The sequence below is a fragment of the Streptomyces caelestis genome, from assembly GCF_014205255.1.
Taxonomy (GTDB): Bacteria; Actinomycetota; Actinomycetes; order Streptomycetales; family Streptomycetaceae; genus Streptomyces; species Streptomyces caelestis.
Map to the genome: position 1 here is coordinate 2,270,934 of NZ_JACHNE010000001.1, position 22,825 is coordinate 2,293,758.

26 protein-coding genes are annotated in these 22,825 nt (G+C 72.0%); 7 read left to right on the plus strand and 19 right to left on the minus strand.

All coding sequences use genetic code 11. The features are described 5' to 3' along the window. Positions 1-6: 6 nt before the first annotated feature. The 4 genes from HDA41_RS10245 to HDA41_RS10260 are packed head-to-tail and all read left to right on the plus strand — an operon-like array spanning position 7 to position 4,626. A complete protein-coding gene (locus tag HDA41_RS10245; RefSeq protein WP_184982734.1) occupies positions 7-1,176 on the plus strand; it encodes an ADP-ribosylglycohydrolase family protein in 1,170 nt (389 codons plus the stop codon). After that, entirely contained in the window at positions 1,164-2,624 is a 1,461-nt protein-coding gene (locus HDA41_RS10250; protein WP_184982736.1) for an ADP-ribosylglycohydrolase family protein, read from the plus strand. Before HDA41_RS10245 ends, HDA41_RS10250 begins: the two co-directional genes overlap by 13 nt. Further along, entirely contained in the window at positions 2,621-3,808 is a 1,188-nt protein-coding gene (locus tag HDA41_RS10255; RefSeq protein WP_184982738.1) for a CaiB/BaiF CoA transferase family protein, read from the plus strand. Before HDA41_RS10250 ends, HDA41_RS10255 begins: the two co-directional genes overlap by 4 nt. After that, complete coding sequence (locus HDA41_RS10260) at positions 3,805-4,626, plus strand: HpcH/HpaI aldolase/citrate lyase family protein (RefSeq protein WP_184982741.1); 822 nt, start codon at positions 3,805-3,807, stop codon at positions 4,624-4,626. Before HDA41_RS10255 ends, HDA41_RS10260 begins: the two co-directional genes overlap by 4 nt. Before the next feature lie 70 nt (positions 4,627-4,696). Here HDA41_RS10260 and lgt read toward each other — a convergent pair whose 3' ends face one another. The 11 genes from lgt to hisI all read right to left on the minus strand — a co-directional run bounded on the left by lgt (position 4,697) and on the right by hisI (position 13,418). Next, entirely contained in the window at positions 4,697-5,629 is a 933-nt protein-coding gene (gene lgt / locus HDA41_RS10265; protein ID WP_184982743.1) for a prolipoprotein diacylglyceryl transferase, read from the minus strand. A gap of 84 nt (positions 5,630-5,713) precedes the next feature. Next, positions 5,714-6,490 carry a DsbA family protein gene (locus tag HDA41_RS10270; RefSeq protein WP_184982745.1) on the minus strand — a complete coding sequence of 259 codons (777 nt, stop codon included), beginning with the start codon at positions 6,488-6,490 and terminating at the stop codon, positions 5,714-5,716. 101 nt (positions 6,491-6,591) lie between these two features. Next, the gene (gene trpA / locus HDA41_RS10275) at positions 6,592-7,410 is read right to left on the minus strand and encodes a tryptophan synthase subunit alpha (RefSeq protein ID WP_184982747.1); all 819 of its coding nucleotides are present in this window, start codon (positions 7,408-7,410) and stop codon (positions 6,592-6,594) included. Then, positions 7,407-8,693, minus strand: a complete 1,287-nt coding sequence (gene trpB, locus HDA41_RS10280; protein ID WP_184982749.1) for a tryptophan synthase subunit beta — start codon at positions 8,691-8,693, stop codon at positions 7,407-7,409. Before trpB ends, trpA begins: the two co-directional genes overlap by 4 nt. Before the next feature lie 134 nt (positions 8,694-8,827). Then, complete coding sequence (gene trpM / locus HDA41_RS10285) at positions 8,828-8,995, minus strand: tryptophan biosynthesis modulator TrpM (RefSeq protein WP_184982751.1); 168 nt, start codon at positions 8,993-8,995, stop codon at positions 8,828-8,830. A 21-nt stretch (positions 8,996-9,016) separates the two neighbouring features. Further along, complete coding sequence (trpC, locus tag HDA41_RS10290; RefSeq protein ID WP_184982753.1) at positions 9,017-9,826, minus strand: indole-3-glycerol phosphate synthase TrpC; 810 nt, start codon at positions 9,824-9,826, stop codon at positions 9,017-9,019. Between the two features lie 138 nt (positions 9,827-9,964). Beyond that, entirely contained in the window at positions 9,965-10,390 is a 426-nt protein-coding gene (locus HDA41_RS10295; protein WP_184982755.1) for a DUF2752 domain-containing protein, read from the minus strand. An 86-nt stretch (positions 10,391-10,476) separates the two neighbouring features. Next, positions 10,477-10,728, minus strand: a complete 252-nt coding sequence (locus HDA41_RS10300; protein WP_184982757.1) for an HGxxPAAW family protein — start codon at positions 10,726-10,728, stop codon at positions 10,477-10,479. 118 nt (positions 10,729-10,846) lie between these two features. Next, positions 10,847-11,488, minus strand: a complete 642-nt coding sequence (locus HDA41_RS10305) for a TIGR02234 family membrane protein (RefSeq protein WP_184982759.1) — start codon at positions 11,486-11,488, stop codon at positions 10,847-10,849. 41 nt (positions 11,489-11,529) lie between these two features. Beyond that, complete coding sequence (locus HDA41_RS10310) at positions 11,530-13,011, minus strand: anthranilate synthase component I (RefSeq protein ID WP_184982761.1); 1,482 nt, start codon at positions 13,009-13,011, stop codon at positions 11,530-11,532. A gap of 11 nt (positions 13,012-13,022) precedes the next feature. Then, positions 13,023-13,418, minus strand: a complete 396-nt coding sequence (gene hisI / locus HDA41_RS10315; RefSeq protein ID WP_184982763.1) for a phosphoribosyl-AMP cyclohydrolase — start codon at positions 13,416-13,418, stop codon at positions 13,023-13,025. Between the two features lie 83 nt (positions 13,419-13,501). Here hisI and HDA41_RS10320 point away from each other — a divergent pair, with 83 nt between their 5' ends. Beyond that, complete coding sequence (locus HDA41_RS10320) at positions 13,502-14,137, plus strand: TIGR03085 family metal-binding protein (protein WP_184982765.1); 636 nt, start codon at positions 13,502-13,504, stop codon at positions 14,135-14,137. 68 nt (positions 14,138-14,205) lie between these two features. Here HDA41_RS10320 and hisF read toward each other — a convergent pair whose 3' ends face one another. Genes hisF through hisD form a run of 8 tightly spaced genes read right to left on the minus strand, consistent with a single transcriptional unit; the run spans position 14,206 to position 19,910 of the window. Then, positions 14,206-14,961 (minus strand): imidazole glycerol phosphate synthase subunit HisF, encoded by a 756-nt coding sequence (gene hisF, locus HDA41_RS10325; protein ID WP_184982767.1) that lies wholly within the window; start codon positions 14,959-14,961, stop codon positions 14,206-14,208. Then, the gene (locus HDA41_RS10330) at positions 14,958-15,359 is read right to left on the minus strand and encodes a RidA family protein (protein WP_184982769.1); all 402 of its coding nucleotides are present in this window, start codon (positions 15,357-15,359) and stop codon (positions 14,958-14,960) included. Before HDA41_RS10330 ends, hisF begins: the two co-directional genes overlap by 4 nt. Then, positions 15,356-16,084 carry a bifunctional 1-(5-phosphoribosyl)-5-((5-phosphoribosylamino)methylideneamino)imidazole-4-carboxamide isomerase/phosphoribosylanthranilate isomerase PriA gene (priA, locus tag HDA41_RS10335; protein ID WP_184982771.1) on the minus strand — a complete coding sequence of 243 codons (729 nt, stop codon included), beginning with the start codon at positions 16,082-16,084 and terminating at the stop codon, positions 15,356-15,358. Before priA ends, HDA41_RS10330 begins: the two co-directional genes overlap by 4 nt. After that, the gene (hisH, locus tag HDA41_RS10340; RefSeq protein ID WP_184982773.1) at positions 16,084-16,728 is read right to left on the minus strand and encodes an imidazole glycerol phosphate synthase subunit HisH; all 645 of its coding nucleotides are present in this window, start codon (positions 16,726-16,728) and stop codon (positions 16,084-16,086) included. Before hisH ends, priA begins: the two co-directional genes overlap by 1 nt. Next, on the minus strand, positions 16,725-16,889 hold the full coding sequence (locus HDA41_RS10345) for a CG2302 family histidine operon protein (protein WP_184982776.1): 165 nt from the start codon (positions 16,887-16,889) through the stop codon (positions 16,725-16,727). Before HDA41_RS10345 ends, hisH begins: the two co-directional genes overlap by 4 nt. Continuing rightward, positions 16,886-17,479, minus strand: coding sequence for an imidazoleglycerol-phosphate dehydratase HisB (gene hisB / locus HDA41_RS10350; protein WP_003989586.1), 594 nt, complete (start codon positions 17,477-17,479; stop codon positions 16,886-16,888). Before hisB ends, HDA41_RS10345 begins: the two co-directional genes overlap by 4 nt. Further along, positions 17,476-18,588: a histidinol-phosphate transaminase gene (locus HDA41_RS10355; RefSeq protein WP_184982777.1), complete on the minus strand. Its 1,113-nt coding sequence runs from the start codon at positions 18,586-18,588 to the stop codon at positions 17,476-17,478. The genes hisB and HDA41_RS10355 overlap by 4 nt, the downstream gene beginning before the upstream one ends. After that, positions 18,585-19,910, minus strand: coding sequence for a histidinol dehydrogenase (gene hisD, locus HDA41_RS10360; protein ID WP_184982779.1), 1,326 nt, complete (start codon positions 19,908-19,910; stop codon positions 18,585-18,587). Before hisD ends, HDA41_RS10355 begins: the two co-directional genes overlap by 4 nt. 178 nt (positions 19,911-20,088) lie before the next feature. On the opposite strand from hisD, the gene HDA41_RS10365 reads away from it, so the two are divergent. Continuing rightward, positions 20,089-21,666: an oxidoreductase gene (locus HDA41_RS10365; protein ID WP_184982781.1), complete on the plus strand. Its 1,578-nt coding sequence runs from the start codon at positions 20,089-20,091 to the stop codon at positions 21,664-21,666. Between the two features lie 120 nt (positions 21,667-21,786). Then, positions 21,787-22,818 (plus strand): hypothetical protein, encoded by a 1,032-nt coding sequence (locus HDA41_RS10370; RefSeq protein ID WP_184982783.1) that lies wholly within the window; start codon positions 21,787-21,789, stop codon positions 22,816-22,818. Positions 22,819-22,825: the final 7 nt, after the last annotated feature.

Below are 22,825 nucleotides of genomic sequence, written 5' to 3' on the forward strand. Positions count from 1 at the left end.
GCGGCCATGAAGCCCAAACCACACCAAAACGCCACACTGGACGAGCGGATCACCGGAGCCCTGGTCGGAGCCGCCGTCGGCGACGCCCTCGGCGGCCCCGTCGAGGGCTACTCGCCCGAGCAGATCCTGGAACGCCACGGCGGCCGCGTCCACGGCATCGTCGGCCCCTGGCACGGCGACGACTGGCGCAGGGCACGCCCCCTCGCCCCGTACCACAAGGGCGACGGCCACGTCACCGACGACACCTTGATGACGCACGCCCTGATCCGCGTCTACGCCCGGGTCCGCGACCACCTCGACGCCTACGCGATCGCCGACCACCTCGTCCCCGACCTGATGACCGAACCGCGCTGGATCCCGGAACTGGAGACCGAGGCACTCCCCCTGCACCGCATCTTCCTGGCGGAGAAATGGCTGGTGACGAGGATCCACTACGGCCATGCCGACCCGCGCGAGGCCGGCACCGGCAACATCGTCAACTGCGGTGCGGCGATGTACATGTCCCCGGTCGGCCTGGTCAACGCGGCCAACCCGCGGGCGGCCTACGCCGAGGCCCTCGACATCGCCGGCGCGCACCAGTCGTCGTACGGCCGTGAGGCGGCGGGCGTCCTGGCCGCGGCGGTCGCGGCGGCGTGCATCCCGGGAGCCACTCCGGACTCGGTCGTCTCGGCCTGCCTGTCCCTGGCGAAGGACGGCACGCGCACCGCCATCGAACGGGTCTGCGAGGAGGCCTCCCGCCACCCGGACTTCGAGTCGGCGCTGGGCCCCCTGCGCGAGGCGGTCGCCCCCTACGACACGGTCGGCCCCGACTACCGCGCCCCTTCCCTCGGCGCCCGCCGCCCCTCCCGCCTCCACTCGATCGAGGAACTCCCCGCCGCCCTGGGCATGGTGCTGGTGGCCCAGGGCGACTACCGTCACGCGGTCCTGGGCGCGGTGAACTACGGCCGCGACTGCGACTCCATCGCCACGATGGCGGGCGCTCTGGCAGGAGCCCTCGGATCGCCGATCCCCCAGGACTGGGCCAAGACGGTCGCGGAGGCCAGCCGCCTGGACCTCTGGGAACCGGCCGCCACCCTCACGGAGGTGACCCGCGAGATCTTCGCCCGGGACGTCTCCCGCCGGCGCACCCACGAACGGGCCCTCGCATCCCTCGGAGGCCAGGAATGCTCCGCCTGACCTGGGTCCAGCCGGAGGACCTGATCGGCCACGAACTCCGCCAGGCGGCCCAGGACGGCCGCGAGCCGAAGGCGATCGCGGCCCGCTGGCGCTCGGCAGGCGGCCCGGAGGCCCCCGCCACCGCCGGCGCCTCCCCCACCCCGACATCCCGCTACCTCCGCCAACTGGCAGAAGACCTCCTGGACGAACTGGCCGACTTGCCCAGCGCCTTGGCGGACGACGAACCAACGGACCTGGAGAGAATCAAGTCGGCCTGCCCGAACTGGCCGCCGCCCGCGGGCGGCCGTAGCCGACTCAGCTGCGGGCAGTCGTGCCGCTGGGGCGGCACCCGTCCCAAAGAGAGCGGCACCCCGCCCGCGCGGGTGAGCGCCCCAACCCAGACCCCAGCCACACCCGACCAGCACCTGGAATCCGCATGGTTGGGCCGAGCCGTCGGCTGCCTTCTGGGCAAACCCGTCGAGAAACTCCCCCTCGATGCCATCCGTCAACTGGCCAACTCCACCGGCAACTGGCCCCTCGCCACCTACTTCACAGCCCGAGGCGTCCCCGAAGACCTCCTCCAGAAGCACCCCTGGAACCGCCGCTCGGCGACAACCTCCCTCGCCGAGAACATCGACGGCATGCCCGAGGACGACGACCTCAACTACCCCCTGCTCAACCTCATCCTCCTCCAACGCCACGGCAAGTCCTTCACCCCCACGGACGTGGCCCGCACCTGGCTCGACGAACTCCCCGCCGGCCGCACCTTCACCGCCGAACGCATCGCCTACCGCAACCTCCTCACCGGCCTGGAACCCCCACACGCCGCCCGCCACCGCAACCCGTTCCGCGAATGGATCGGCGCCCTGATCCGCGCCGACGTCCACGGCTGGACCAACCCCGGCGACCCGGCCGCCGCCGCGGAACAGGCCCACCGCGACGCCACCCTCACCCACACCGCCAACGGCGTCTACGCGGCGATGTTCACGGCGGCCACCATCGCGACCGCCGCGACAGGCGAACACGACGTCCACACCTGTCTGCGCACCGGCCTCACCGTCGTCCCGCCCCGCTCCCGCCTCGCCCGAGCCGTCCACCACGCCATCCAACTGGCCCAAGAGCACGACGACTTCGACACGGTCGTCGACGAACTCCACGCCACCCACTCCGCCACCCACCACTGGGTGCACGCCGTCCCCAACACCGCCCTCATCGCCGCCGCCCTCACCCACGCCGACGGCGACTTCTCCGGCTCCGTCTGCCGCGCCGTGAGCGGCGGCTGGGACACCGATTCCAACGGCGCGACCGCCGGCAGCATCGCCGGACTGCTGGCCAAAGACCCCGCAGCGCTCCCCGACCGCTGGACGGCTCCGTTGAAGAACCGCCTGTCCACCTCCATCGGCGACTTCGACGGCATCGGCTTCGACACCCTCGCCCACCTCACACACCGGGAGACCCACCGCTCATGACCGCGCCCCTCACCGGCCTCCGCGTCCTGGACCTCGCCACCCTCTTCGCCGGCCCGCTCGCCGCCACCCTGCTCGGCGACTTCGGCGCGGAGGTCGTCAAGGTGGAGCACCCGGCGAAACCGGACCCGTCCCGCGGCCACGGCCCGTCGAAGGACGGCGTGGGCCTGTGGTGGAAGATGCTCGGCCGCAACAAGCGCACCATCACCCTCGACCTGTCGAAGCCCGGCGGCCGCACCACCCTCCTGCGCCTCGCCGCCGGCGCCGACGTGATCATCGAGAACTTCCGCCCCGGCACCCTGGAGAAGTGGGACCTGGGCTGGCCGGAGCTGTCGACCGCCAACCCCCGCCTGGTCCTGGCCCGCGTCACCGGCTTCGGCCAGTTCGGCCCCTACGCCCACCGCCCCGGCTTCGGCACCCTCGCCGAGGCGATGAGCGGCTTCGCCGCGATCACCGGCGAACCGGACGCTCCCCCGACGCTGCCGCCGTTCGGCCTGGCCGACTCCATCGCGGGCCTGACGACGGCGTACGCGGTGCTGACGGCGCTCGCCGCCCGTGACCGCACCGGCGAGGGCCAGGTCGTCGACATGGCCCTGATCGAACCGATCCTGGCCGCGCTCGGCCCCCAGCCCCTCTGGTACGACCAGCTCGGCCACGTCCAGCCCCGCACCGGCAACCGCTCCCCCAACAACGCCCCGCGCGGCGTCTACCGCACCGCGGACGGCACCTGGGTCGCCGTCTCGACGTCGGCCCAGTCGGTCGCCGAACGCGTGATGCGCCTGGTGGGCCGCCCGGAACTGATCGACGAGCCGTGGTTCGCCACGGGCGCCGACCGCGCCCGCCACGCCGACGTCCTGGACGAGGCGGTCGGCTCCTGGATCGCCGCACGCACCCGCACGGACGTCCTGGCGGCCTTCGAGAAGGCCGAGGCGGCGGTGGCCCCGGTCCAGGACGTCCGGGACGTGATGGCGGACCCGCAGTACCAGGCCCTGAACACCATCACCACCGTCGACGACCCCGAGCTGGGCCCCCTGCGCATGCAGAACGTCCTGTTCCGGCTCTCCGCCACGCCCGGCGCGATCCGCTGGGCCGGCCGCCCCCACGGCGCGGACACCGACGAGGTCCTCACCGAACTGGGCCTGACCCCGGCCGACCTCGCGGCACTGCGCGCGGAGGGCGCCCTGTGACGGCGTTCCCGCTCACCTGGCTCTACGCCCCGGGCGACCGCCCCCACGTGGTGGCCAAAGCCCTCACCTCCGGCGCCGACATCGTCGTCGTCGACCTGGAGGACGCGGTCGCCCCCGACCGGAAGGCGTACGCCCGTGCCGCCACCGCCGAGCTGCTCGCCGACCTGCCGCCGGTCCCGGTCCACGTCCGCGTCAACGCCCTGGACAGCGCCTGGGCCGAGCAGGACCTCGCCGCCGTGGCCCCGGCTCCCGGACTCTGCGCCCTGCGGCTCCCCAAGATCAGCTCACCCGCCGAGGTCGTCCGGATCGCCCAGCACGCCGTCCCCACCGGACTGCCCCTGTACGCCCTCCTGGAGACGGCCCTCGGTGTGGAACGGGCGTACGCCGTCGCCACGGCCCACCCGTCCCTTCGGGGCATCGCGCTCGGGGAGGCGGACCTACGGGCCGACCTGGGGGTCTGTGACGACGCGGGGCTCGACTGGTCACGCTCCCGGGTGATCGTGGCCGCACGGGCCGCGGGTCTGCCCCCGCCTGCGCAGTCGGTCCACCCGGACGTCGGCGACCTGGAGGGCCTGGCCGCCTCCTGCGCCCACGGCCGCGCCCTGGGTTTCCTTGGCAGGGCCGCGCTCCATCCCCGCCAGCTCCCGGTCATCGAGCGGGCCTTCCTCCCCACCGAGGAGGAGATCGAGCAAGCGGAGACGATCGTCAAGGCAGCGGCTACGGAACCGGGCGCCCAGGCCCTCCCGGACGGCTGCTTCATCGACACGGCGGTGGTGGCGGCGGCCCAGCGCACCCTCTCCCTGGCACACCGCCGCTGACACCCCACCCGGAAAACGCCGAGGGCGCCCGACAGTCTCCGGGCGCCCTCAGTCACGTAACGGCAGACGGTCAGGCCTTCTTCGCCGACCCGGCCTCGTCATCGGCCTCGATCCTGGCCTCGTCCTCGCCGGACTCCGCCTCGTCCTCGGCCGCGGCGTCCCCGCCGGTCTCACCGCCGGCGGACTCCGCACCCGGCTCCACCACGGCTTCCCGGCCCGGCCGCTTCTTCGACGACAGCACGAGGTACGTGACCGCCAGCAGGAACACGAGCATCGCGGTCCACACATTCAGGCGGAGGCCGAGAATGTGGTGGGCGTCGTCGACGCGCATGTACTCGATCCACGCCCGGCCCGTGCAGTACGCGGCGACGTACAGCGCGAACGCCCGGCCGTGCCCGAGCCGGAAGCGGCGGTCAGCCCAGATGACCAGGACCGCGACGCCGATGCACCACAGCGACTCGTACAGGAACGTCGGGTGGTACGTGCCCGGCACCCGGCCGTCCGCGGAGGACGTGATCTCCAGGGCCCACGGCAGGTCGGTGGGCTTGCCGTACAGCTCCTGGTTGAACCAGTTGCCCCAGCGGCCGATCGCCTGCGCGAGGGCGATGCCGGGCGCGATGGCGTCGGCGTACGCGGGAAGCGGGATGCCCCGGCGGCGGCAGCCGATCCACGCGCCCACCGCGCCGAGCGCGATCGCGCCCCAGATGCCGAGGCCGCCCTCCCAGATCTTGAAGGCGTCCACCCAGTCACGGCCCTCGCTGAAGTACAGCTCGTAGTCCGTGATCACGTGGTAGAGCCGGCCGCCGACGAGGCCGAAGGGCACGGCCCAGACGGCGATGTCGGCCACCGTGCCGGCCCGCCCGCCCCGGGCGATCCAGCGCTTGTTGCCGAGCCAGACGGCAACGAAGACGCCGATGATGATGCAGAACGCGTAGCCGCGCAGCGGAATGGGGCCGAGGTACAGCACCCCGCGTGACGGGCTGGGAATGAAGGCAAGTTCCATGGCAAGGTCGACGCTACCGTGCCGGACCGGAGCCGCGGCGGGCAGCCCGGCTACGGGTCCATAACAGGCGCGTGAGAAAAGTCTTTACGCCTTGTTCCGCTCCTGCACCATCTGCTTCAGCTTCGCCGGGGTCATCGTCCGGTCCTGGTAGATGTTCTTGCCGTCGAACAGCACGGTCGGCGTGCCCGGGAAACCGCCCTTGTTGAACGCCTGGTGGGACTTGGCGACCCAGCTGTTGTGCGTGCCGTCCTCGACGCACTTGCGGAAGGCGGGGGTGTCGAGCCCGTCGACCTTGCCGGCCAGCTCGATCAGCTTGTCGTTCCTGGCGTAGGCGTCGTCGACCTCCGGGGGCTGGTTGTCGAAGAGCACGTCGTGGTACTCGGGGAACTTCCCGGCGTCCTGGGAGCAGGCCGCGGCGTTGGCCGCGTTGCGGGAGCCGCTGCCCCGCATGTTGCCGTCGATGAGGGTGACCAGGTGGTACTCCACCTTCAGCCGGCCGGCGTTCGTCAGCTCGTGGATCACCGGCCGGTACGCCGTCTCGAAGGACTTGCACGCCGGGCAGCGGAAGTCCTCCCACACCGTGAGCGTGGACTTGGCGCTGTCCCTCCCGACCGGGATCGCGAGGCCGTCCTTGCCCTGTGCTCCCGAGGGGGCCACGACCGGGCCCGAGGCCTCGCTGTCGTCGTCCTTGCCGGCGTTGGCCGCGACGACGCCGATCACCGCCGCGAGTCCCAGGACGGCGACGACGGCCCCGCCCACGATCAGCGCGCGCCGGCGCTTCTCGGCGGACCTGTGCTTCTCACGCTCGACCGCCAGCTTCTCCCGGGCGGTGCGCTTTCCCTCACGGTTCTTCTCGCTCACACCCCGGAAACGAACCGGGGAGGCGCACCGCGCCTCCCCGGACCCAGGTCCACCCGTACGAGGGACCTGTATGACTTCCGGCCTTCTTACGCCTGGCCTTCTTACGCCTGTCCGCGCACGCCCTTCGCCAGGCCGGCCGCCAGGGTGCGGACGGCCGCGACACCGGCCGCGTCGTCCGGGGCGTCCAGCATGGCCTTGACGAAGGCGGAGCCGACGATCACGCCGTCGGCGAAGCGGGCGACCTCCGCGGCCTGAGTGGCGTTGGAGACGCCGAGGCCGACGCAGACCGGCAGGTCCGTACCGGTGGCCCGGGTGCGCGCCACGAGGTCCTCGGCCTGCGAGCTGACCGACTCGCGGGTGCCGGTGACGCCCATGAGGGAGGCGGCGTAGACGAAGCCGCTGCCCGCAGCGGTGATCCGCGCGAGCCGCTGGTCCTTGCTGCTGGGGGCGACCACGAAGACGGTGGCGAGACCGTGCTTCTCGGCGTGCTCCCTCCACAGCGCCGACTCCTGCACGGGCAGGTCGGGCAGGATGCACCCGGCGCCGCCCGCCTCGGCGAGCTCGGCGGTGAACCGCTCGACGCCGTAGCGGTCGATGGGGTTCCAGTACGTCATGACGAGCACCGGCTTGCCGGTGGCGGCGTGGGCCTCGCGGACCGTGCGCATCACGTCGGCGATCTTCACGCCGCCGCGCAGGGCGATGTCGTCGGCGGTCTGGATGACGGGCCCGTCGAGGACCGGGTCGCTGTGCGGCAGACCCACCTCGACGACGTCGGCACCGCCGTCCAGGGCGGCCTTGATCGCCTCGATGCCGCCGTCCACGGTCGGGAACCCGGCCGGGAGGTAGGCGATGAGGGCGGACCGGCCCTCGGACTTCGCCGCGGCGAGGGTGTCGCTCAACAGCTGGATGTTGCCGCTCACTTGGCGTCCCCCTCGATCTCGGCGGTGTCGGTGTCCGCGTCGGCGGCGACTTCGGCGTCGGTGTCGTAGAGGCCGAAGTAGCGGGCGGCGGTGTCCATGTCCTTGTCGCCGCGGCCGGAGAGGTTGACCACGATCAGCCCGTCCTTGCCCAGCTCCCTGCCGACCTCCAGGGCGCCGGCCAGCGCGTGGGCGCTCTCGATGGCCGGGATGATGCCCTCGGTGCGGGACAGCAGGCGCAGGGCCTGCATGGCCGCGTCGTCCGTGACCGCGCGGTACTCACCGCGACCGGAGTCCTTGAGGTAGGAGTGCTCGGGGCCGATGCCCGGGTAGTCCAGACCGGCCGAGATCGAGTACGGCTCGGTGATCTGGCCCTCCTCGTCCTGCAGGACGTAACTGCGGGAGCCGTGCAGGATGCCGGGCTCGCCGGCGGTCAGGGTCGCCGCGTGCTCGCCGGTGTCGACGCCGTGGCCTGCCGGCTCGCAGCCGATGAGGCGGACGGACTCGTCCGGGATGAAGGCGTGGAAGAGGCCGATGGCGTTGGAGCCGCCGCCGACGCAGGCGACGGCGGCGTCGGGGAGCCGGCCCGCGCGCTCCAGGAGCTGGCGGCGCGCCTCCACCCCGATGACCCGGTGGAAGTCGCGGACCATGGCCGGGAAGGGGTGGGGACCGGCGACCGTACCGAACAGGTAGTGCGTGTGGTCGACGTTGGCGACCCAGTCGCGGAACGCCTCGTTGATGGCGTCCTTCAGCGTGCGGCTGCCGGACTTCACGGCGATGACCTCGGCGCCGAGCATGCGCATGCGGGCGACGTTGAGGGCCTGCCGCTGGGTGTCGATCTCGCCCATGTAGATCGTGCACTCGAGGCCGAAGAGCGCGCAGGCCGTGGCCGTGGCGACGCCGTGCTGGCCGGCGCCCGTCTCGGCGATGACGCGGGTCTTGCCCATGCGCTTGGTCAGCAGGGCCTGGCCGAGGACGTTGTTGATCTTGTGGGAGCCGGTGTGGTTGAGGTCCTCGCGCTTGAGGAAGACGCGGGCGCCACCCGCTTCCGCGGCGAACCGGGGGACCTCGGTGAGCGCCGACGGGCGGCCGGTGTAGTTCACCAGCAGGTCGTCGAGCTCCCGGGCGAAGTCGGGGTCGTGCTTGGCCTTGTCGTACTCGACGGCCACCTCGTCCACGGCGGCGACGAGGGCCTCCGGGATGAACTTGCCGCCGAATGCGCCGAAGTAGCCTTCGGCGTTGGGCGTTTGGCCCTCGGGGTCAGGGATGAAGAACTGGCTGGGCATGCGGAAACCTTCACGGTGAGTGTGTGTGGAATGCACTAATCGCCGTGGGGGCAGGGTTTGGCTGCTGGCTACGGCCGTATTCGGCTGGTCGCGCCCGCGCGGCGGAGCCGCATATGCAGAACTGCCCCGCGCCCCTAGAGGGCGCGCTGCCATCGCATGCCGTTCACCTGGCCCGGCTCGTCACCGATGACGTAGCGAACCCGGCGGCCGTGTACGCGGCGCGCGGGGGCTCGGCAGCCGCGGGGGCGGCAGCCGCGCGCGAGGCGGGCGTACCGGTCCACGGTCGTCATGGTGAGAGTCATCGGGGCAAGCCTAGCGGGAGATCAGCTCCGGCCGTGCCGGAGTGCGGGATGTTCGCCTGCCGCCACCAGGTCGGAGACCGCCGTCTTGGGGTCCTTGCCGGTGACGAGGGACTCGCCCACCAGGACCGCGTCGGCGCCGGCGTTGGCGTAGGCGATGAGGTCGTGCGGGCCGCGGACGCCGGACTCGGCGATCTTGATGATGTGGTCGGGGATCTCGGGGGCCACGCGCTCGAAGGTGCCGCGGTCGACCTCGAGGGTCTTGAGGTTGCGCGCGTTGACGCCGATCACGCGGGCGCCGGCGTCGACCGCGCGCTCGACCTCGTCCTCGTCGTGCACCTCGACGAGCGGCGTGAGCCCGATGGACTCGGCGCGCTCGATGAGGGACTCCAGGGCGGGCTGGTCGAGAGCGGCGACGATCAGCAGGATGACGTCGGCGCCGTAGGCGCGGGCCTCCCACAGCTGGTACGACGTGACGATGAAGTCCTTGCGCAGGACCGGGATGTCCACACGGGCACGGACCGCTTCGAGGTCGGCGAGCGAGCCGCCGAACCGCCGCTGTTCCGTCAGCACGGAGATGACGGCCGCGCCGCCCGCCTCGTAGTCCGCGGCGAGTCCGGCCGGGTCGGCGATCGCGGCCAGCGCGCCCTTGGAGGGGCTGGAGCGCTTGACCTCGCAGATGACCTTGACGCCGTCGCCGCGCAGTGCGGCCGCACCGTCCTTGGCAGCGGGAGCCTTCGCCGCGCGCTCCTTGAGCTCGTCGAGGCTGACGCGCGCCTGCCGCTCCGCGAGGTCGGCACGGACTCCGTCGATGATCTCGTCGAGCACACTCACGCGAGCGGCCCCCTTCCAGACGGTTGACAGTTCCAGCGACCAGTCGAAAACCGATGGTCACTGCGATGGTATCCGCAGCGGGGCGTAGCCTTCGCATCCGGTTGACGCCGGTCCCACTACCTGGACATCCGCCAGTGATCAAGGATGGAGCCAGCCGCCGAAGGGCAGGTTCCGGACAACCGTGAAGACCAGCAGCAACGCGCCGAGGCTCCACACCAGCCCCGGTCGGGGGTCGATCCGCAGCGGGCGCCCGCGCACGGCGTGGACCACCCATACGGTCCACAGCACTGCGAAGGCCAGATAGCCGAGGACGGCGAGCGCGTTGGCGTGCAGGGCCGCCGGGAGGTCGCCGTGGACGAACGCGTGGGCGCTGCGCAGTCCGCCGCAGCCGGGGCAGTACAGGCCCGTGTAGCGCAGCAGCGGGCAGACGGGGTAGTGGCCGGGTTCGTTGGGGTCGACCGCGCCCACGTAGGCGAAGGCGGCGGCGACGGCCGCGAGCACCCCGGCGGGGACGGCGAGGCGGCCCGGGACGCTGTGCGTCGCCCTTCGGCTGTCGGCGTTCACGTAGGCATTGTGCCCCGCACACGCGTGAGGGGCGGTCCCGGCAGTGCCGGCCGCCCCTCTCGCGACAACGCGGTGTGCGCCGGGGATCAGCCCTCGGCGCGCGCCGGCTCGCGGTCGCCCGTCATCCGGTGCGGCTGGTGCAGTTCCTTGGGCTGGCCGAGGCCCATCATCCGCATGACGGCGCCGACGACACCGCCGAGCAGCACGACGACCATGCCGGCCCAGAAGCCCACCGGCTGGTCCATCACCATGAAGGCGCCCGAGACGCAGAAACCGATGAAGGCGATCGTGACACCGGTCCAGGCGGCCGGGGTGTGACCGTGGCTGCTGCCCGCCATTGCTTGCTCCTCGTTGCTGTGTGCGTGTCTGAGCAGGACGCTCGTGGCCATTGTCCCGCACGCGCGCGTGGGCGGTGAGCGGGGGTACGCCTGGGAGTACCCCACTCCCCCGGGTGGCTCAGGCTCCGGTCGGGTCCTCGCCCCGGTCGAGTGCCTTCCACAGGTCCTCGGGGCGGTCGGGGTCGACGGCGGGGGCCTTGCGGCGCGGCTGGGGTGTGCCGCCCCGCTCGTAGCGGCCGGACATCGCGGGCCACAGCCGGCCGTAGCGCAGGGCGAGCAGCCCGGCCAGGAGGAGCAGGACGCCGCCGACCGCCGCGACGTACGGCCAGGCGGTGTGGCTGAGGGTGTCCACGGAGGCGGAGGTGTCGCCGGAGGCCTGGGCGGCCTGCTCGTCGAGCGCGGAGCCGTCCGAGGCGCCCAGCAGGGCGGCGGCGGCGATGCCCGCGCCGGAGAGCGCCAGCAGCGCGGCCACGACGAGGCGGCCGGCCCGGCGGACGGCGAAGACGGCGACGAGCGCGGCGAGGCCCACCACGGCGAGCGCCGCGGGAACGCCCGTGACGTCGCTGCCCTTGGCGGTCAGGGGGAAGGCGCCGCCGGCCACCGTCGCGGTGCCCTCCGCCCAGCGCTGCCGGGTGGCGAGCAACGCCACGGCCGCGCCGAGCGCGCCGCACAGCAGCGCGACGGCGAGGCTCCGGCGTCCGGCCCGGGCGGATCCGGCGGCTTCGGAACGGGGGTGAGGTGCAGCAGTCACGTACCCCACTATCGCTTGAACCCCGGGCGAACCGTCACCCGGGGTTCATCTCAGGCCTTTCCCAGCCGATTCGCCGTGTGTACGGCCCTGAGGACCGCCGCCGCCTTGTTGCGGCACTCCGTGTCCTCGGCGACCGGGTCGGAGTCGGCGACGATGCCCGCGCCCGCCTGGACGTAGGCGGTGCCGTCCCTCAGGAGGGCCGTGCGGATGGCGATGGCGGTGTCGGAGTCGCCCGCGAAGTCGAGGTAGCCGACGCAGCCGCCGTACAGTCCGCGCCGGGAGGGTTCGAGTTCGTCGATGATCTGCATGGCGCGGGGCTTCGGGGCGCCGGAGAGGGTGCCGGCCGGGAAGCAGGAGGTGAGGACGTCGAAGGCCGTGCGGCCGGGGGCGACGCGGCCCGTCACCGTCGAGACGATGTGCATGACGTGCGAGTACCGCTCGACGGACATGAAGTCGACGACCTCGACGGAGCCGGGCTCGCAGACCCGCCCCAGGTCGTTGCGGCCCAGGTCGACGAGCATGAGGTGCTCGGCGCGCTCCTTGGGGTCGGCGAGCAGTTCGTCGGCGAGGGCCTGGTCCTCCTGCGGGGTGGCGCCGCGCCAGCGGGTGCCGGCGATGGGGTGGACCATGGCGCGGCCGTCCTCCACCTTGACCAGGGCCTCGGGGGACGAGCCGACGACGTCGAACCCGTCGAAGCGGAACAGGTACATGTACGGGGACGGGTTGGTGGCCCTCAGGACCCGGTAGACGTCCAGCGCGCTCGCCGTGCACGGCGTCTCGAAGCGCTGGGAGGGGACCACCTGGAAGGCCTCGCCGGCCCGGATGCGCTCCTTGATGTCCTCGACGGCCTCCTGGAAGTCGGGGCCGCCCCAGAGCGCGGAGTACTCGGGCAGTTCGGAGGGCGGGAGCGCGGCCGGGGGCTGGGCGACCGCGCGGGAGAGGTCGGCCTGCATGGCGTCGAGCCGGGCCACGGCGTCCGCGTAGGCCTCGTCGACGCCGGTCTCCAGGTCGTTGTGGTTGATCGCGTTGGCGATCAGCAGGACCGAGCCCTCCCAGTGGTCCATCACGGCGAGGTCGCTGGTGAGGAGCATGGTCAGCTCGGGGAGCTTCAGGTCGTCGCGCTCGCCGGGGCCGATCTTCTCCAGGCGGCGGACGATGTCGTAGCCGAGGTAGCCGACCATGCCGCCGGTGAAGGGCGGCATGCCCTCCTGGTGGGGGGTGTGCAGGGCCTCGATGGTGGCGCGCAGGGCGGCGAGCGGGTCACCGTCCGTGGGGACGCCGACGGGCGGGGCGCCGAGCCAGTGGGCCTGCCCGTCGCGCTCGGTCAGCGTGGCGGCGCTGCGGACGCCCACGAACGAGTAACGGGACCACGAGCGGCCGTTCTCCGCGGACTCCAGCAGGAAGGTGCCCGGGCGCTCGGCGGCGAGCTTGCGGTAGAGCGCGACCGGGGTGTCGCCGTCGGCGAGGAGCTTGCGGGTGACCGGGATGACCCGCCGGTCGGAGGCGAGCTTGCGGAACGTCTCGAGGTCCATGGCGGCTGACCTTACTGATCCGTCGGGGAGTCGTCGCAGCCGCCGTCCTCGAGCAGCACGTCGGTGTCGAAGCAGGTGCGCGCACCGGTGTGGCAGGCGGCGCCGACCTGGTCGACCTTGACGAGCACGGTATCGGCGTCGCAGTCGAGGGCGACGGACTTCACCCACTGGAAGTGGCCGGAGGTGTCACCCTTGACCCAGTACTCCCGGCGGCTGCGGGACCAGTACGTGCACCGGCCGGTGGTCAGGGTGCGGTGCAGCGCCTCGTCGTCCATCCAGCCGAGCATGAGCACCTCTCCGGTGTCGTACTGCTGGGCGATGGCGGGCAGGAGACCGTCGGCGCTGCGCTTGAGGCGCGCGGCGATCTCCGGGTCGAGACGGCTGGGCCGGGAGGACGTGCTGGTCATGACGACCATTGTGCCGCGCGCCACTGACAGGCCCGGTGGAGTGTCCACTGTGCGGACCTCCGGGCCCGCCGTAGGCTGACTTCATGTCGACCCATGCCAAGCGTGAACGGCTTCTCCTCGCCGATCTGTTGGAGACCGCGGGCCCGGACGCGCCCACCCTGTGCGAGGGCTGGACGACCCGGGACCTCGCCGCGCACGTGGTGGTGCGTGAGCGCCGCCCGGACGCCGCCGGCGGGATACTGATCAAGCAGCTCGCGCCGCGCCTGGACCGGGTGATGGCGGAGTACACCGACAAGCCGTACGAGGAGCTGATCCAGCTGATCCGTACGGGGCCGCCACGTTTCTCGCCCTTCTCGCTCAAGCCGGTCGACGAGATGTCGAACATCATCGAGTTCTACGTCCACACGGAGGACGTCCGGCGCGCCCAGCCCGACTGGTCGCCGCGGGAGCTCGACCCGGTCTTCCAGGACGCGCTGTGGTCCCGGCTGGAGCGCACCGCCCGGCTGATGGGGCGCGGCGTCCCGACGGGCCTGGTGCTGCGCCGGCCCGACGGCCAGACAGCGGTCGCCCAGCGCGGCACCCCGGTGGTCACGGTGACCGGCGATCCCTCCGAACTGGTGCTGTTCTCCTACGGCCGCCAGAGCGCGGCCAAGGTCGACCTGGACGGCGACGAGAACGCGATCGCGAAACTGCACGAGGCGAAGCAGCTCGGGATCTGAGGGGGCCTTTTGAGGCCGTATGGAGAAACCCCGGCCGCGCGACGCGACCGGGGCTCCCGACAGGCGGGTCACCGCACCGGGTGACCCGCCTCCCGCAGCGCCTCCTTGACCTCGCCGATGCGCAGATCACCGAAGTGGAACACCGACGCGGCCAGCACCGCGTCCGCGCCCGCCGCGATGGCCGGCGGGAAGTCCGCCAGCTTGCCCGCGCCGCCCGAGGCGATGACCGGGACGGTCACGTGTTCGCGCACGGCCGCGATCATCTCCAGGTCGTAGCCGTCCTTGGTGCCGTCCGCGTCCATGGAGTTGAGCAGGATCTCGCCGGCGCCCAGCTCCGCGGCCTGGTGCGCCCACTCGACGGCGTCGATGCCGGTGCCGCGACGGCCGCCGTGGGTGGTCACCTCGAAGGAGCCGGACTCGGTGCGGCGGGCGTCCACCGACAGGACCAGGACCTGGCGGCCGAAGCGTTCCGCGATCTCCCGGATCAGCTCCGGGCGGGCGATCGCGGCCGTGTTGACGCCGACCTTGTCCGCGCCGGCCCGCAGCAGCTTGTCCACGTCCTCGGCGGTGCGCACTCCGCCGCCGACCGTGAGCGGGATGAACACCTGCTCGGCGGTGCGGCGCACCACGTCGTACGTCGTCTCGCGGTTGCCCGACGAGGCGGTGATGTCCAGGAACGTCAGCTCGTCGGCGCCCTCGGCGTCGTACACCTTGGCCATCTCGACGGGGTCGCCCGCGTCGCGCAGGTTCTGGAAGTTGACGCCCTTGACGACCCGGCCGTTGTCCACGTCCAGGCAGGGGATGACTCGGACCGCCAGGGTCATGAATCCACCGTTCCTCTGAATGCCTCTAGTTCCACCGACACCAGGACGCGCGGGTCGACGAAGCCGTCCACCACGAGGAAGGTCGCGACCGGGCGCACGGTGTCGAACAGCTCCTTGTGGGCCCGGCCCACCTCGTCGAGGTCGCGCGTGTGTGCCAGATACATCCGCGTCCGGACCACGGACCCGATGCCGAGCCCGAACTCGCCGATCGCTTCGAGGGCGCTGGTGAAGGCCGCCTTGGCCTGCTCGTACGGGTCACCCTCCCCGTACAGCACATCGCCCTTGAAGGGCGTCGTGCCCGCCACCAGCACCCGATCGCCCGCCGCCACGGCGCGCGCGAAACCGAAACTCTCTTCCCAGGGACTTCCGCTCTGCACGCGCCGTACGGCATCGCTCATGACGACACAGTCTCCAATGCCTCTTCCAGGGTGAACGCCTTCGCGTACAGCGCCTTCCCTACGATCGCGCCCTCTACGCCGAGCGGGACGAGTTCGGCGATCGCACGGAGGTCGTCGAGCGACGAGACACCGCCGGAGGCCACCACCGGGCGGTCCGTCGCCGCGCAGACGTTCTTCAGCAGCTCCAGGTTGGGGCCCTGGAGCGTGCCGTCCTTGGCGATGTCGGTGACCACGTAGCGGGCGCAGCCCGCCTTGTTGAGGCGCTCCAGCGTCTCGTAGAGGTCGCCGCCGTCGCGGGTCCAGCCGCGGCCGCGCAGGGTCGTGCCGCGGACGTCGAGACCGACGGCGATCTTGTCGCCGTGCTCGGCGATGACCTTGGCGACCCACTCGGGGGTCTCCAGGGCGGCCGTCCCGAGGTTCACGCGGGTGCAGCCGGTGGCCAGAGCGGCGGCGAGGGTGTCGTCGTCGCGGATGCCGCCGGACAGCTCCACCTTGATGTCCATGGCCTTGGTGACCTCGGCGATCAGCGCGCGGTTGTCGCCGGTGCCGAACGCGGCGTCCAGGTCGACCAGGTGCAGCCACTCGGCACCGGACCGCTGCCAGGCGAGGGCGGCCTCCAGGGGCGAGCCGTAGGAGGTCTCCGTACCGGACTCGCCGTGCACCAGGCGGACCGCCTGGCCGTCACGGACGTCGACGGCGGGGAGGAGTTCGAGCTTCGAAGCCATCAAAGGGTTCCGATCCAGTTGTTCAGCAGCTGCGCTCCGGCGTCGCCGGACTTCTCGGGGTGGAACTGCGTGGCCCACAGGGCGCCGTTCTCGACGGCCGCGACGAACGGCTTGCCGTGCGTGGACCAGGTGACCTTGGGGGCTTCCATCGCCGGGTTGTGCGTCTGGAGCGACCAGTCGTGGACGGCGTAGGAGTGCACGAAGTAGAAGCGCGCGTCCGCGTCCAGGCCCGTGAACAGCTGCGAGCCGGGCGCCGCCTCCACGGTGTTCCAGCCCATGTGGGGCACGATCTCGGCCTGGAGCGGCTCGACCGAGCCGGGCCACTCGTCGAGGCCCTCGCTCTCCACGCCGTGCTCGATGCCGCGGGCGAAGAGGATCTGCATGCCGACGCAGATGCCCATGACGGGGCGGCCGCCGGACAGCCTGCGGTCGACGATCCAGTCGCCGCGCGCCTCGCGCAGGCCCTTCATGCAGGAGGCGAAGGCGCCGACGCCCGGCACGAGCAGCCCGTCGGCGTTCATGGCCTTGTCGTAGTCACGCGTGATCTCGACGTCGGCTCCCGCGCGCGCGAGGGCGCGCTCGGCGGAGCGGACGTTGCCGAAGCCGTAGTCGAAGACGACGACCTTCTTCTGCGGGGCGCTCAATTCCACACCTCCAGCCTCACGACACCGGCGGCCAGGCACATCGCGGCGCCGATGGAGAGCAGCACGATCAGGCCCTTGGGCATCTTCTGCTTGACGAAGGAGTAGATCCCGCCGGCGAGGAACAGGCCGACGACGATCAGCAGGGTCGAGATGCCGTTCACAGGGCGCCCTTCGTGGAGGGGAGGATGCCGGCCGCACGCGGGTCACGCTCGGACGCGTAGCGCAGGGCCCGGGCCAGCGCCTTGAACTGGCACTCCACGATGTGGTGCGCGTTGCGCCCGTAGGGCACGTGCACGTGCAGCGCGATCTGGGCCTGGGCCACGAAGGACTCCAGGATGTGCCGCGTCATGGTGGTGTCGTACTCGCCGATCATCGGCGCCATCTTCTCGGGCTCGGTGTGCACGAGGTACGGGCGGCCGGACAGATCGACGGTGACCTGGGCGAGGGACTCGTCCAGCGGGACCGTGCAGTTGCCGAAGCGGTAGATGCCGACCTTGTCGCCGAGGGCCTGCTTGAAGGCGGCACCGAGGGCGAGGGCGGTGTCCTCGATGGTGTGGTGCGAGTCGATGTGCAGATCGCCCTCGGTCTTCACGGTCAGGTCGAACAGACCGTGCCGGCCGAGCTGGTCGAGCATGTGGTCGTAGAAGCCGACGCCGGTGGAGATCTCCGTCTTGCCGGTGCCGTCGAGGTCGATCTCGACGAGGACCGAGGTCTCCTTGGTCGTCCGCTCCACGCGTCCTGTGCGGCTCATGAACTCTGCTCCTTCTTCAGTGCACGTACCGCGTCGAGGAACGCGTCGTTCTCTTCGGGGGTGCCGGCCGAGACCCGCAGCCACCCGGGGATGCCGTTGTCCCGGACCAGAACGCCCTGGTCGAGGATCTTCTGCCAGGCTGTGTGCGAGTCCTCGAACCTGCCGAACTGCACGAAGTTGGCATCGGAGTCCACGACCTCGTAGCCGGTCGCGCGCAGCTCGGTGACCAGGCGGTCCCGCTCGGCCTTGAGCTGCTCGACGTAGCCGAGCAGCGTGCCGGTGTGCTCCAGGGCGGCCAGGGCGGTCGCCTGGGTGACGGCAGACAGGTGGTACGGCAGCCGGACGAGCTGGACGGCGTCGACGACGGCCGGGTGCGCGGCGAGGTAGCCGAGGCGCAGGCCCGCCGCGCCGAACGCCTTCGACATGGTGCGGGAGACCACCAGGTTCGGGCGTCCGTCGAGCAGCGGCAGCAGCGAGGCGCCGTGGCTGAACTCGATGTACGCCTCGTCCACGACCACCATCGACGGTTTCGCCGCCTGCGCGGCCTCGTAGAGCGCGAGGACCGTCTCGGGCGGGACCGCGTTGCCCGTGGGGTTGTTGGGGGTGGTGATGAAGACGACGTCGGGCCGGTGCTCGGCGATGGCCTGCTCGGCGGCCGCGAGGTCGATGGTGAAGTCGTCGCCCCGCGGACCGGAGATCCAGCCCGTGCCCGTGCCGCGCGAGATCAGCGCGTGCATCGAGTACGACGGCTCGAAGCCGATCGCGGTGCGGCCCGGCCCGCCGAAGGTCTGCAGCAGTTGCTGGATGACCTCGTTGGAGCCGTTGGCGGCCCAGACGTTGGCCACGCCGACCTCGTGGCCGGACGTGTCCGTCAGGTACTCGGCGAGCTTCGTGCGCAGCTCGACCGCGTCCCGGTCCGGGTAGCGGTTGAGGTTGCGGGCCGCCTCACGGACCCGCTCGGTGATGCGCTCGACCAGCGGCTCGGGCAGCGGGTAGGGGTTCTCGTTGGTGTTCAGCCGTACGGGGACGTCCAGCTGGGGCGCACCGTAGGGGGACTTGCCGCGCAGCTCGTCCCGTACGGGCAGATCGTCGATGCGTACGTCGCTCACTTGCTCTCCGGCACCTTCCAGCCGAACCTTGCCTTGATCGCCGCGCCGTGCGCGGGCAGGTCCTCCGCCTCCGCCAGCGTGACCACGTGGTGCGCGACGTCGGCCAGCGCGTCCTTCGTGTAGTCGACGATGTGGATGCCGCGCAGGAACGACTGGACGGACAGGCCCGAGGAGTGGCAGGCGCAGCCGCCGGTGGGCAGGACGTGGTTGGAGCCGGCCGCGTAGTCGCCGAGGGAGACCGGGGCCCAGGGGCCGATGAAGATCGCGCCCGCGTTCCTGACGCGGTCGGCCACGGCGGCCGCGTCGGCCGTCTGGATCTCCAGGTGCTCGGCGCCGTAGGCGTCGACCACCCTCAGACCCTCGTCGATGCCGTCGACCAGCACGATCGCGGACTGCTTCCCGGACAGCGCCGGGACGATCCGGTCGTCGACGTGCTTGGTGGCCGCGACCTGCGGCTCCAGCTCCTTCTCGACGGCGTCCGCGAGCTCGACGGAGTCCGTGACGAGCACGGCGGCGGCCAGCGGGTCGTGCTCGGCCTGGCTGATCAGGTCGGAGGCGACGTGCACCGGGTCGGCCGTGTCGTCGGCCAGGACCGCGATCTCGGTGGGGCCGGCCTCGGCGTCGATGCCGATCTTGCCCGTGAAGTAGCGTTTGGCGGCGGCGACCCAGATGTTGCCGGGGCCGGTGACCATGTTGGCGGGCGGGCAGGACTGAGTGCCGTACGCGAACATCGCGACGGCGGTGGCACCGCCGGCGGCGTAGACCTCGTCGACGCCGAGCAGTGCGCAGGCGGCGAGGATCGTCGGGTGCGGCAGGCCGCCGAAGTCGGCCTGGGCGGGAGAGGCGAGCGCGATGGACTCGACGCCGGCCTCCTGGGCGGGCACCACGTTCATGACGACGGAGGACGGATACACGGACCGGCCGCCGGGCGCGTACAGCCCGACGCGCTCGACCGGAACCCACTTCTCGGTCACGGAGCCGCCGGGCACCACCTGAGTGGTGTGCGTGCTGCGGCGCTGCTCGCGGTGGACGGTCCGGGCGCGCCGGATGGATTCCTCCAGGGCCGCGCGCACGGCCGGGTCGAGCTCCTCCAGCGCGCGCGTGAGCGCGGCGGCCGGCACCCGGACCTGGTCGAGCCTGACCCCGTCGAACCGCTCGGCGAAGTCGATCAGCGCCGCGTCGCCCCGATGATGCACGTCCTCGCAGATCGGACGCACCTTCTCCAGGGCGGCCTGTACGTCGAACTCGGCACGGGGCAGCAGGTCGCGCAGGGCGGGGCCCTCGGGGAGGGCGTCGCCACGCAGATCGATTCGGGAGATCACGTGCTCAATTCTCTCAGACCCGCATGACGCGCCGTTCGCTCGTATCAATGGCTGATACAGAGTGTCGCCGGAACACGGAAGATCCCCTTCACGTTTCGTGTTCGGGGAGTCACTCAGCGGGCATGAACTGGTGTACGAGGCACCTGACCCGCGAGTATCCGGGGAGGAAGGAAGAGACGTGACCGAGGGGGCCGGCGTGCGTGCCGGGGAGCTGCCCGACGACCTGACCGCGGCCGAGGCCGGAATGTGGCAGGCCTTTCGCAACGGCAGCGTGTACGACCTGAGCAGCGGTGACCCGGTGGTGGACGATCCGCACGGCGGCCACCCGTGGGGCGAGGAGCGGACCGTGCGGGCCCGGATCGTCTGCTGGCTGCTCCTGGACGGCCCGCCCGCCCTGGCCGGCCGGGTGTCGTCGCTGAAGCTGGCCGGCGTACTGATCAGCGGCTCGCTGGACCTCGCGGGCGGCACGGTGATGCCCTACGTCGAGATGCGCCAGTGCCGGTTCGAGCAGGACGTACTGCTGCCGGAGGCCCGCTTCACGACGGTACGGATGGTGGACTGCTCGGTGCCGCGACTGGAGGCGGCCCGGGTGCAGACGGAGGGCGATCTGCATCTGCCGCGCTGCCGCTTCCACCGCGGCATCCGGCTCACGGACGCGCAGATCGGCACGGACCTGATGCTCAACCAGGCGATCGTGCACCGGGACCGCAGCGGCCGGTCGATCGCCGCGGACGGCCTGACGGTCGGCCAGGACTTACAGGCCGAGCTGCTGGAGTCGCACGGCGAGCTGAGCCTGCGCGCCGCCACCATCGGCGTCTCCCTGAGCCTGCGCGGCGCCCGCCTGGCCAACCCCTACGAGCGGCTCGCCCTGAACGCCCCGCAGCTGACCGTCGAGCGCAGCCTGTATCTGACCCCGGCGGGTGTAGGTGCCCAGGCGATGAGCGGGATGACCCCGGCGCGCGGGACGCGGATACAGCGGTTCGCGTGCGAGGGCGGGATCCGGCTGGACGACGGGCGGTTCGGTGACGCGGTCGACTTCGAGCGGGCCAGATTCACCCTCACCGACGACCAGGAGCTGTCGCTGCGCCGGGTGCAGACGCCGGAGCTGCGGTTCCTCGGCGAGCGTCCCGCGCGCGGGCGTGTGGTGCTGTCGGGGGCGAAGATCGTCAACCTGATGGACCGGGCGGACGCCTGGCCCGGCCCGGGGCGGCTGCACATGGGCGGCTTCTCCTACGAGAACCTCGTGCCGCGCGGTCCCTTCCCGCTGGCCGAGCGGCTGGACTGGGTGGCGGCGGCGACCGCCGAGTACAACCCGGAGCCGTACGAGCGGCTCGCGGCCGTGCTGCGGGCCGGCGGGGAGGACGAGGACGCCCGCGAGGTGCTGCTCGCCAAGCAGCGCAGGCACCGGGAGAGCCTGCCGCCGGCCGCCAAGCTGTGGGGCTACGCGCAGGACTGGACGGTCGCCTACGGGTACCGGCCGGCCCGGGCCGCGGTGTGGATGGCGGTGCTGTGGGCGGCGGGCTCGCTCGCCTTCGCACAGGCCGGGCACCCGCCGCTGAAGCGCGGTGAGCATCCGGAGTGGAACCCCACGCTGTTCACGCTGGATCTGCTGCTGCCGGTCATCGACCTCGGCCAGGTGGGCTTCTGGCAGCTGCGCGGTGGCTGGCAGTGGCTGGCGGCGGCCATGATCCTGCTGGGCTGGGTCCTGGCTACGACGGTGGCGGCGGGGGCGACGCGGTTGCTGCGGCGCAACTAGTTTTGCCGCTGTGAGGCAGTTGTTGAGTGGTCACGCTTTTACCCTCTCTTGACTCTTCGGCGTACAACTTTCCGCGATTTCACCGAACGATCTGGCGCCGCTGCGACCAGCGGACTTTCAATGGTCGGCACCATGGCAATACAGCTGCCGTTCATCCGCGCGAGCCGGATGACAAGGACCGCCTCCCACCTCGCCGGCGGACCGCGCACCGACGACGAGGTGCTGCTCGACGCGCCCGACGCGCGGCTCAGCCCGGCGCTGGTCGCGGCCGCCCGCGACGACCACGGACCGGCTGCCTGGCTGCTCCGCGCCACCCGGACCGCGGCCGAGTGGGAGCGGCGCGACCGGTACATCACCCGGCTGGCCGCCTTCGCCCGCTCGCGCCCCGACTGGCTGGACGCCTGGCTCGCCACCGCCCCGCAGGACCCGGACGCGCTGCTGCTCAAGGCCCAGCTGGCGGTGGACCGTGCCTGGCAGTCACCGGCCCGGGCCGAGGCGCTGCGCGAGGTGAGCCCGCTGATCACGGCCGCCGCCCGGGCCGACCACGGCGACCCCGTGCCCTGGCGGCTCGCGCTGGACCACGCGCGCGGCGCCCAGGCCGGACACACCTACTTCGAGGAACTGTGGGCGGCGGCCGTCCGCCGCGCCCCGCACCACTACGGCTGTCACGAGTCGGCCCTGCGCTATCTGGCCGCGTCCTGGCACGGATCGCACCAGGAGTGCTTCGACTTCGCCGACCGGGCCGCGCAGGACGCGCCCGCCGACGCGCTCGTCCAGGCGCTCCCGCTGCGGGCCGCCTTCGGCTACCTCACCGACGACTGCGGGCCCGAGCTGCCCCGCGAACGGCTGCACGCGGCCGCCGACCGGGCGATCGCGCTGTCCCCGCGACTGCCGGCGGCCGACCCCTGGCCGGCCCGGATGCGGAACCTGCTCGTCTTCGTCCTGGTGCGCCTGGAGCGCTGGCCGGACGCCCAGGAACAGCTGCGCCTGAACGGTCCGTACGCCACCTCGTTCCCCTGGGACCAGGTCTCGGACGACCCGCTCGGGCACTTCCTGCGGGTACGCGAGGACATCCTGGCCGGAGCGGCCGGCCGGCCGCCCGAGCATCCACGGAGTGAACGGGGCGGACGCGTCCGCTCCCGCGACCATTAGGCTTTTG

What these genes read in the sequence shown, in the direction of transcription:
- HDA41_RS10245 (WP_184982734.1), top strand. Translation starts at nt 7, where the DNA reads ATGAAGCCCAAACCACACCAAAACGCCACACTGGACGAGCGGATCACC.
- HDA41_RS10250 (WP_184982736.1), top strand. Translation starts at nt 1,164, where the DNA reads ATGCTCCGCCTGACCTGGGTCCAGCCGGAGGACCTGATCGGCCACGAA.
- HDA41_RS10255 (WP_184982738.1), top strand. Translation starts at nt 2,621, where the DNA reads ATGACCGCGCCCCTCACCGGCCTCCGCGTCCTGGACCTCGCCACCCTC.
- lgt (WP_184982743.1), bottom strand. Translation starts at nt 5,629, where the DNA reads ATGGAACTTGCCTTCATTCCCAGCCCGTCACGCGGGGTGCTGTACCTC.
- trpB (WP_184982749.1), bottom strand. Translation starts at nt 8,693, where the DNA reads ATGCCCAGCCAGTTCTTCATCCCTGACCCCGAGGGCCAAACGCCCAAC.
- trpM (WP_184982751.1), bottom strand. Translation starts at nt 8,995, where the DNA reads ATGACTCTCACCATGACGACCGTGGACCGGTACGCCCGCCTCGCGCGC.
- HDA41_RS10300 (WP_184982757.1), bottom strand. Translation starts at nt 10,728, where the DNA reads ATGGCGGGCAGCAGCCACGGTCACACCCCGGCCGCCTGGACCGGTGTC.
- HDA41_RS10310 (WP_184982761.1), bottom strand. Translation starts at nt 13,011, where the DNA reads ATGGACCTCGAGACGTTCCGCAAGCTCGCCTCCGACCGGCGGGTCATC.
- hisI (WP_184982763.1), bottom strand. Translation starts at nt 13,418, where the DNA reads ATGACCAGCACGTCCTCCCGGCCCAGCCGTCTCGACCCGGAGATCGCC.
- HDA41_RS10320 (WP_184982765.1), top strand. Translation starts at nt 13,502, where the DNA reads ATGTCGACCCATGCCAAGCGTGAACGGCTTCTCCTCGCCGATCTGTTG.
- hisF (WP_184982767.1), bottom strand. Translation starts at nt 14,961, where the DNA reads ATGACCCTGGCGGTCCGAGTCATCCCCTGCCTGGACGTGGACAACGGC.
- HDA41_RS10330 (WP_184982769.1), bottom strand. Translation starts at nt 15,359, where the DNA reads ATGAGCGATGCCGTACGGCGCGTGCAGAGCGGAAGTCCCTGGGAAGAG.
- priA (WP_184982771.1), bottom strand. Translation starts at nt 16,084, where the DNA reads ATGGCTTCGAAGCTCGAACTCCTCCCCGCCGTCGACGTCCGTGACGGC.
- hisB (WP_003989586.1), bottom strand. Translation starts at nt 17,479, where the DNA reads ATGAGCCGCACAGGACGCGTGGAGCGGACGACCAAGGAGACCTCGGTC.
- HDA41_RS10370 (WP_184982783.1), top strand. Translation starts at nt 21,787, where the DNA reads ATGGTCGGCACCATGGCAATACAGCTGCCGTTCATCCGCGCGAGCCGG.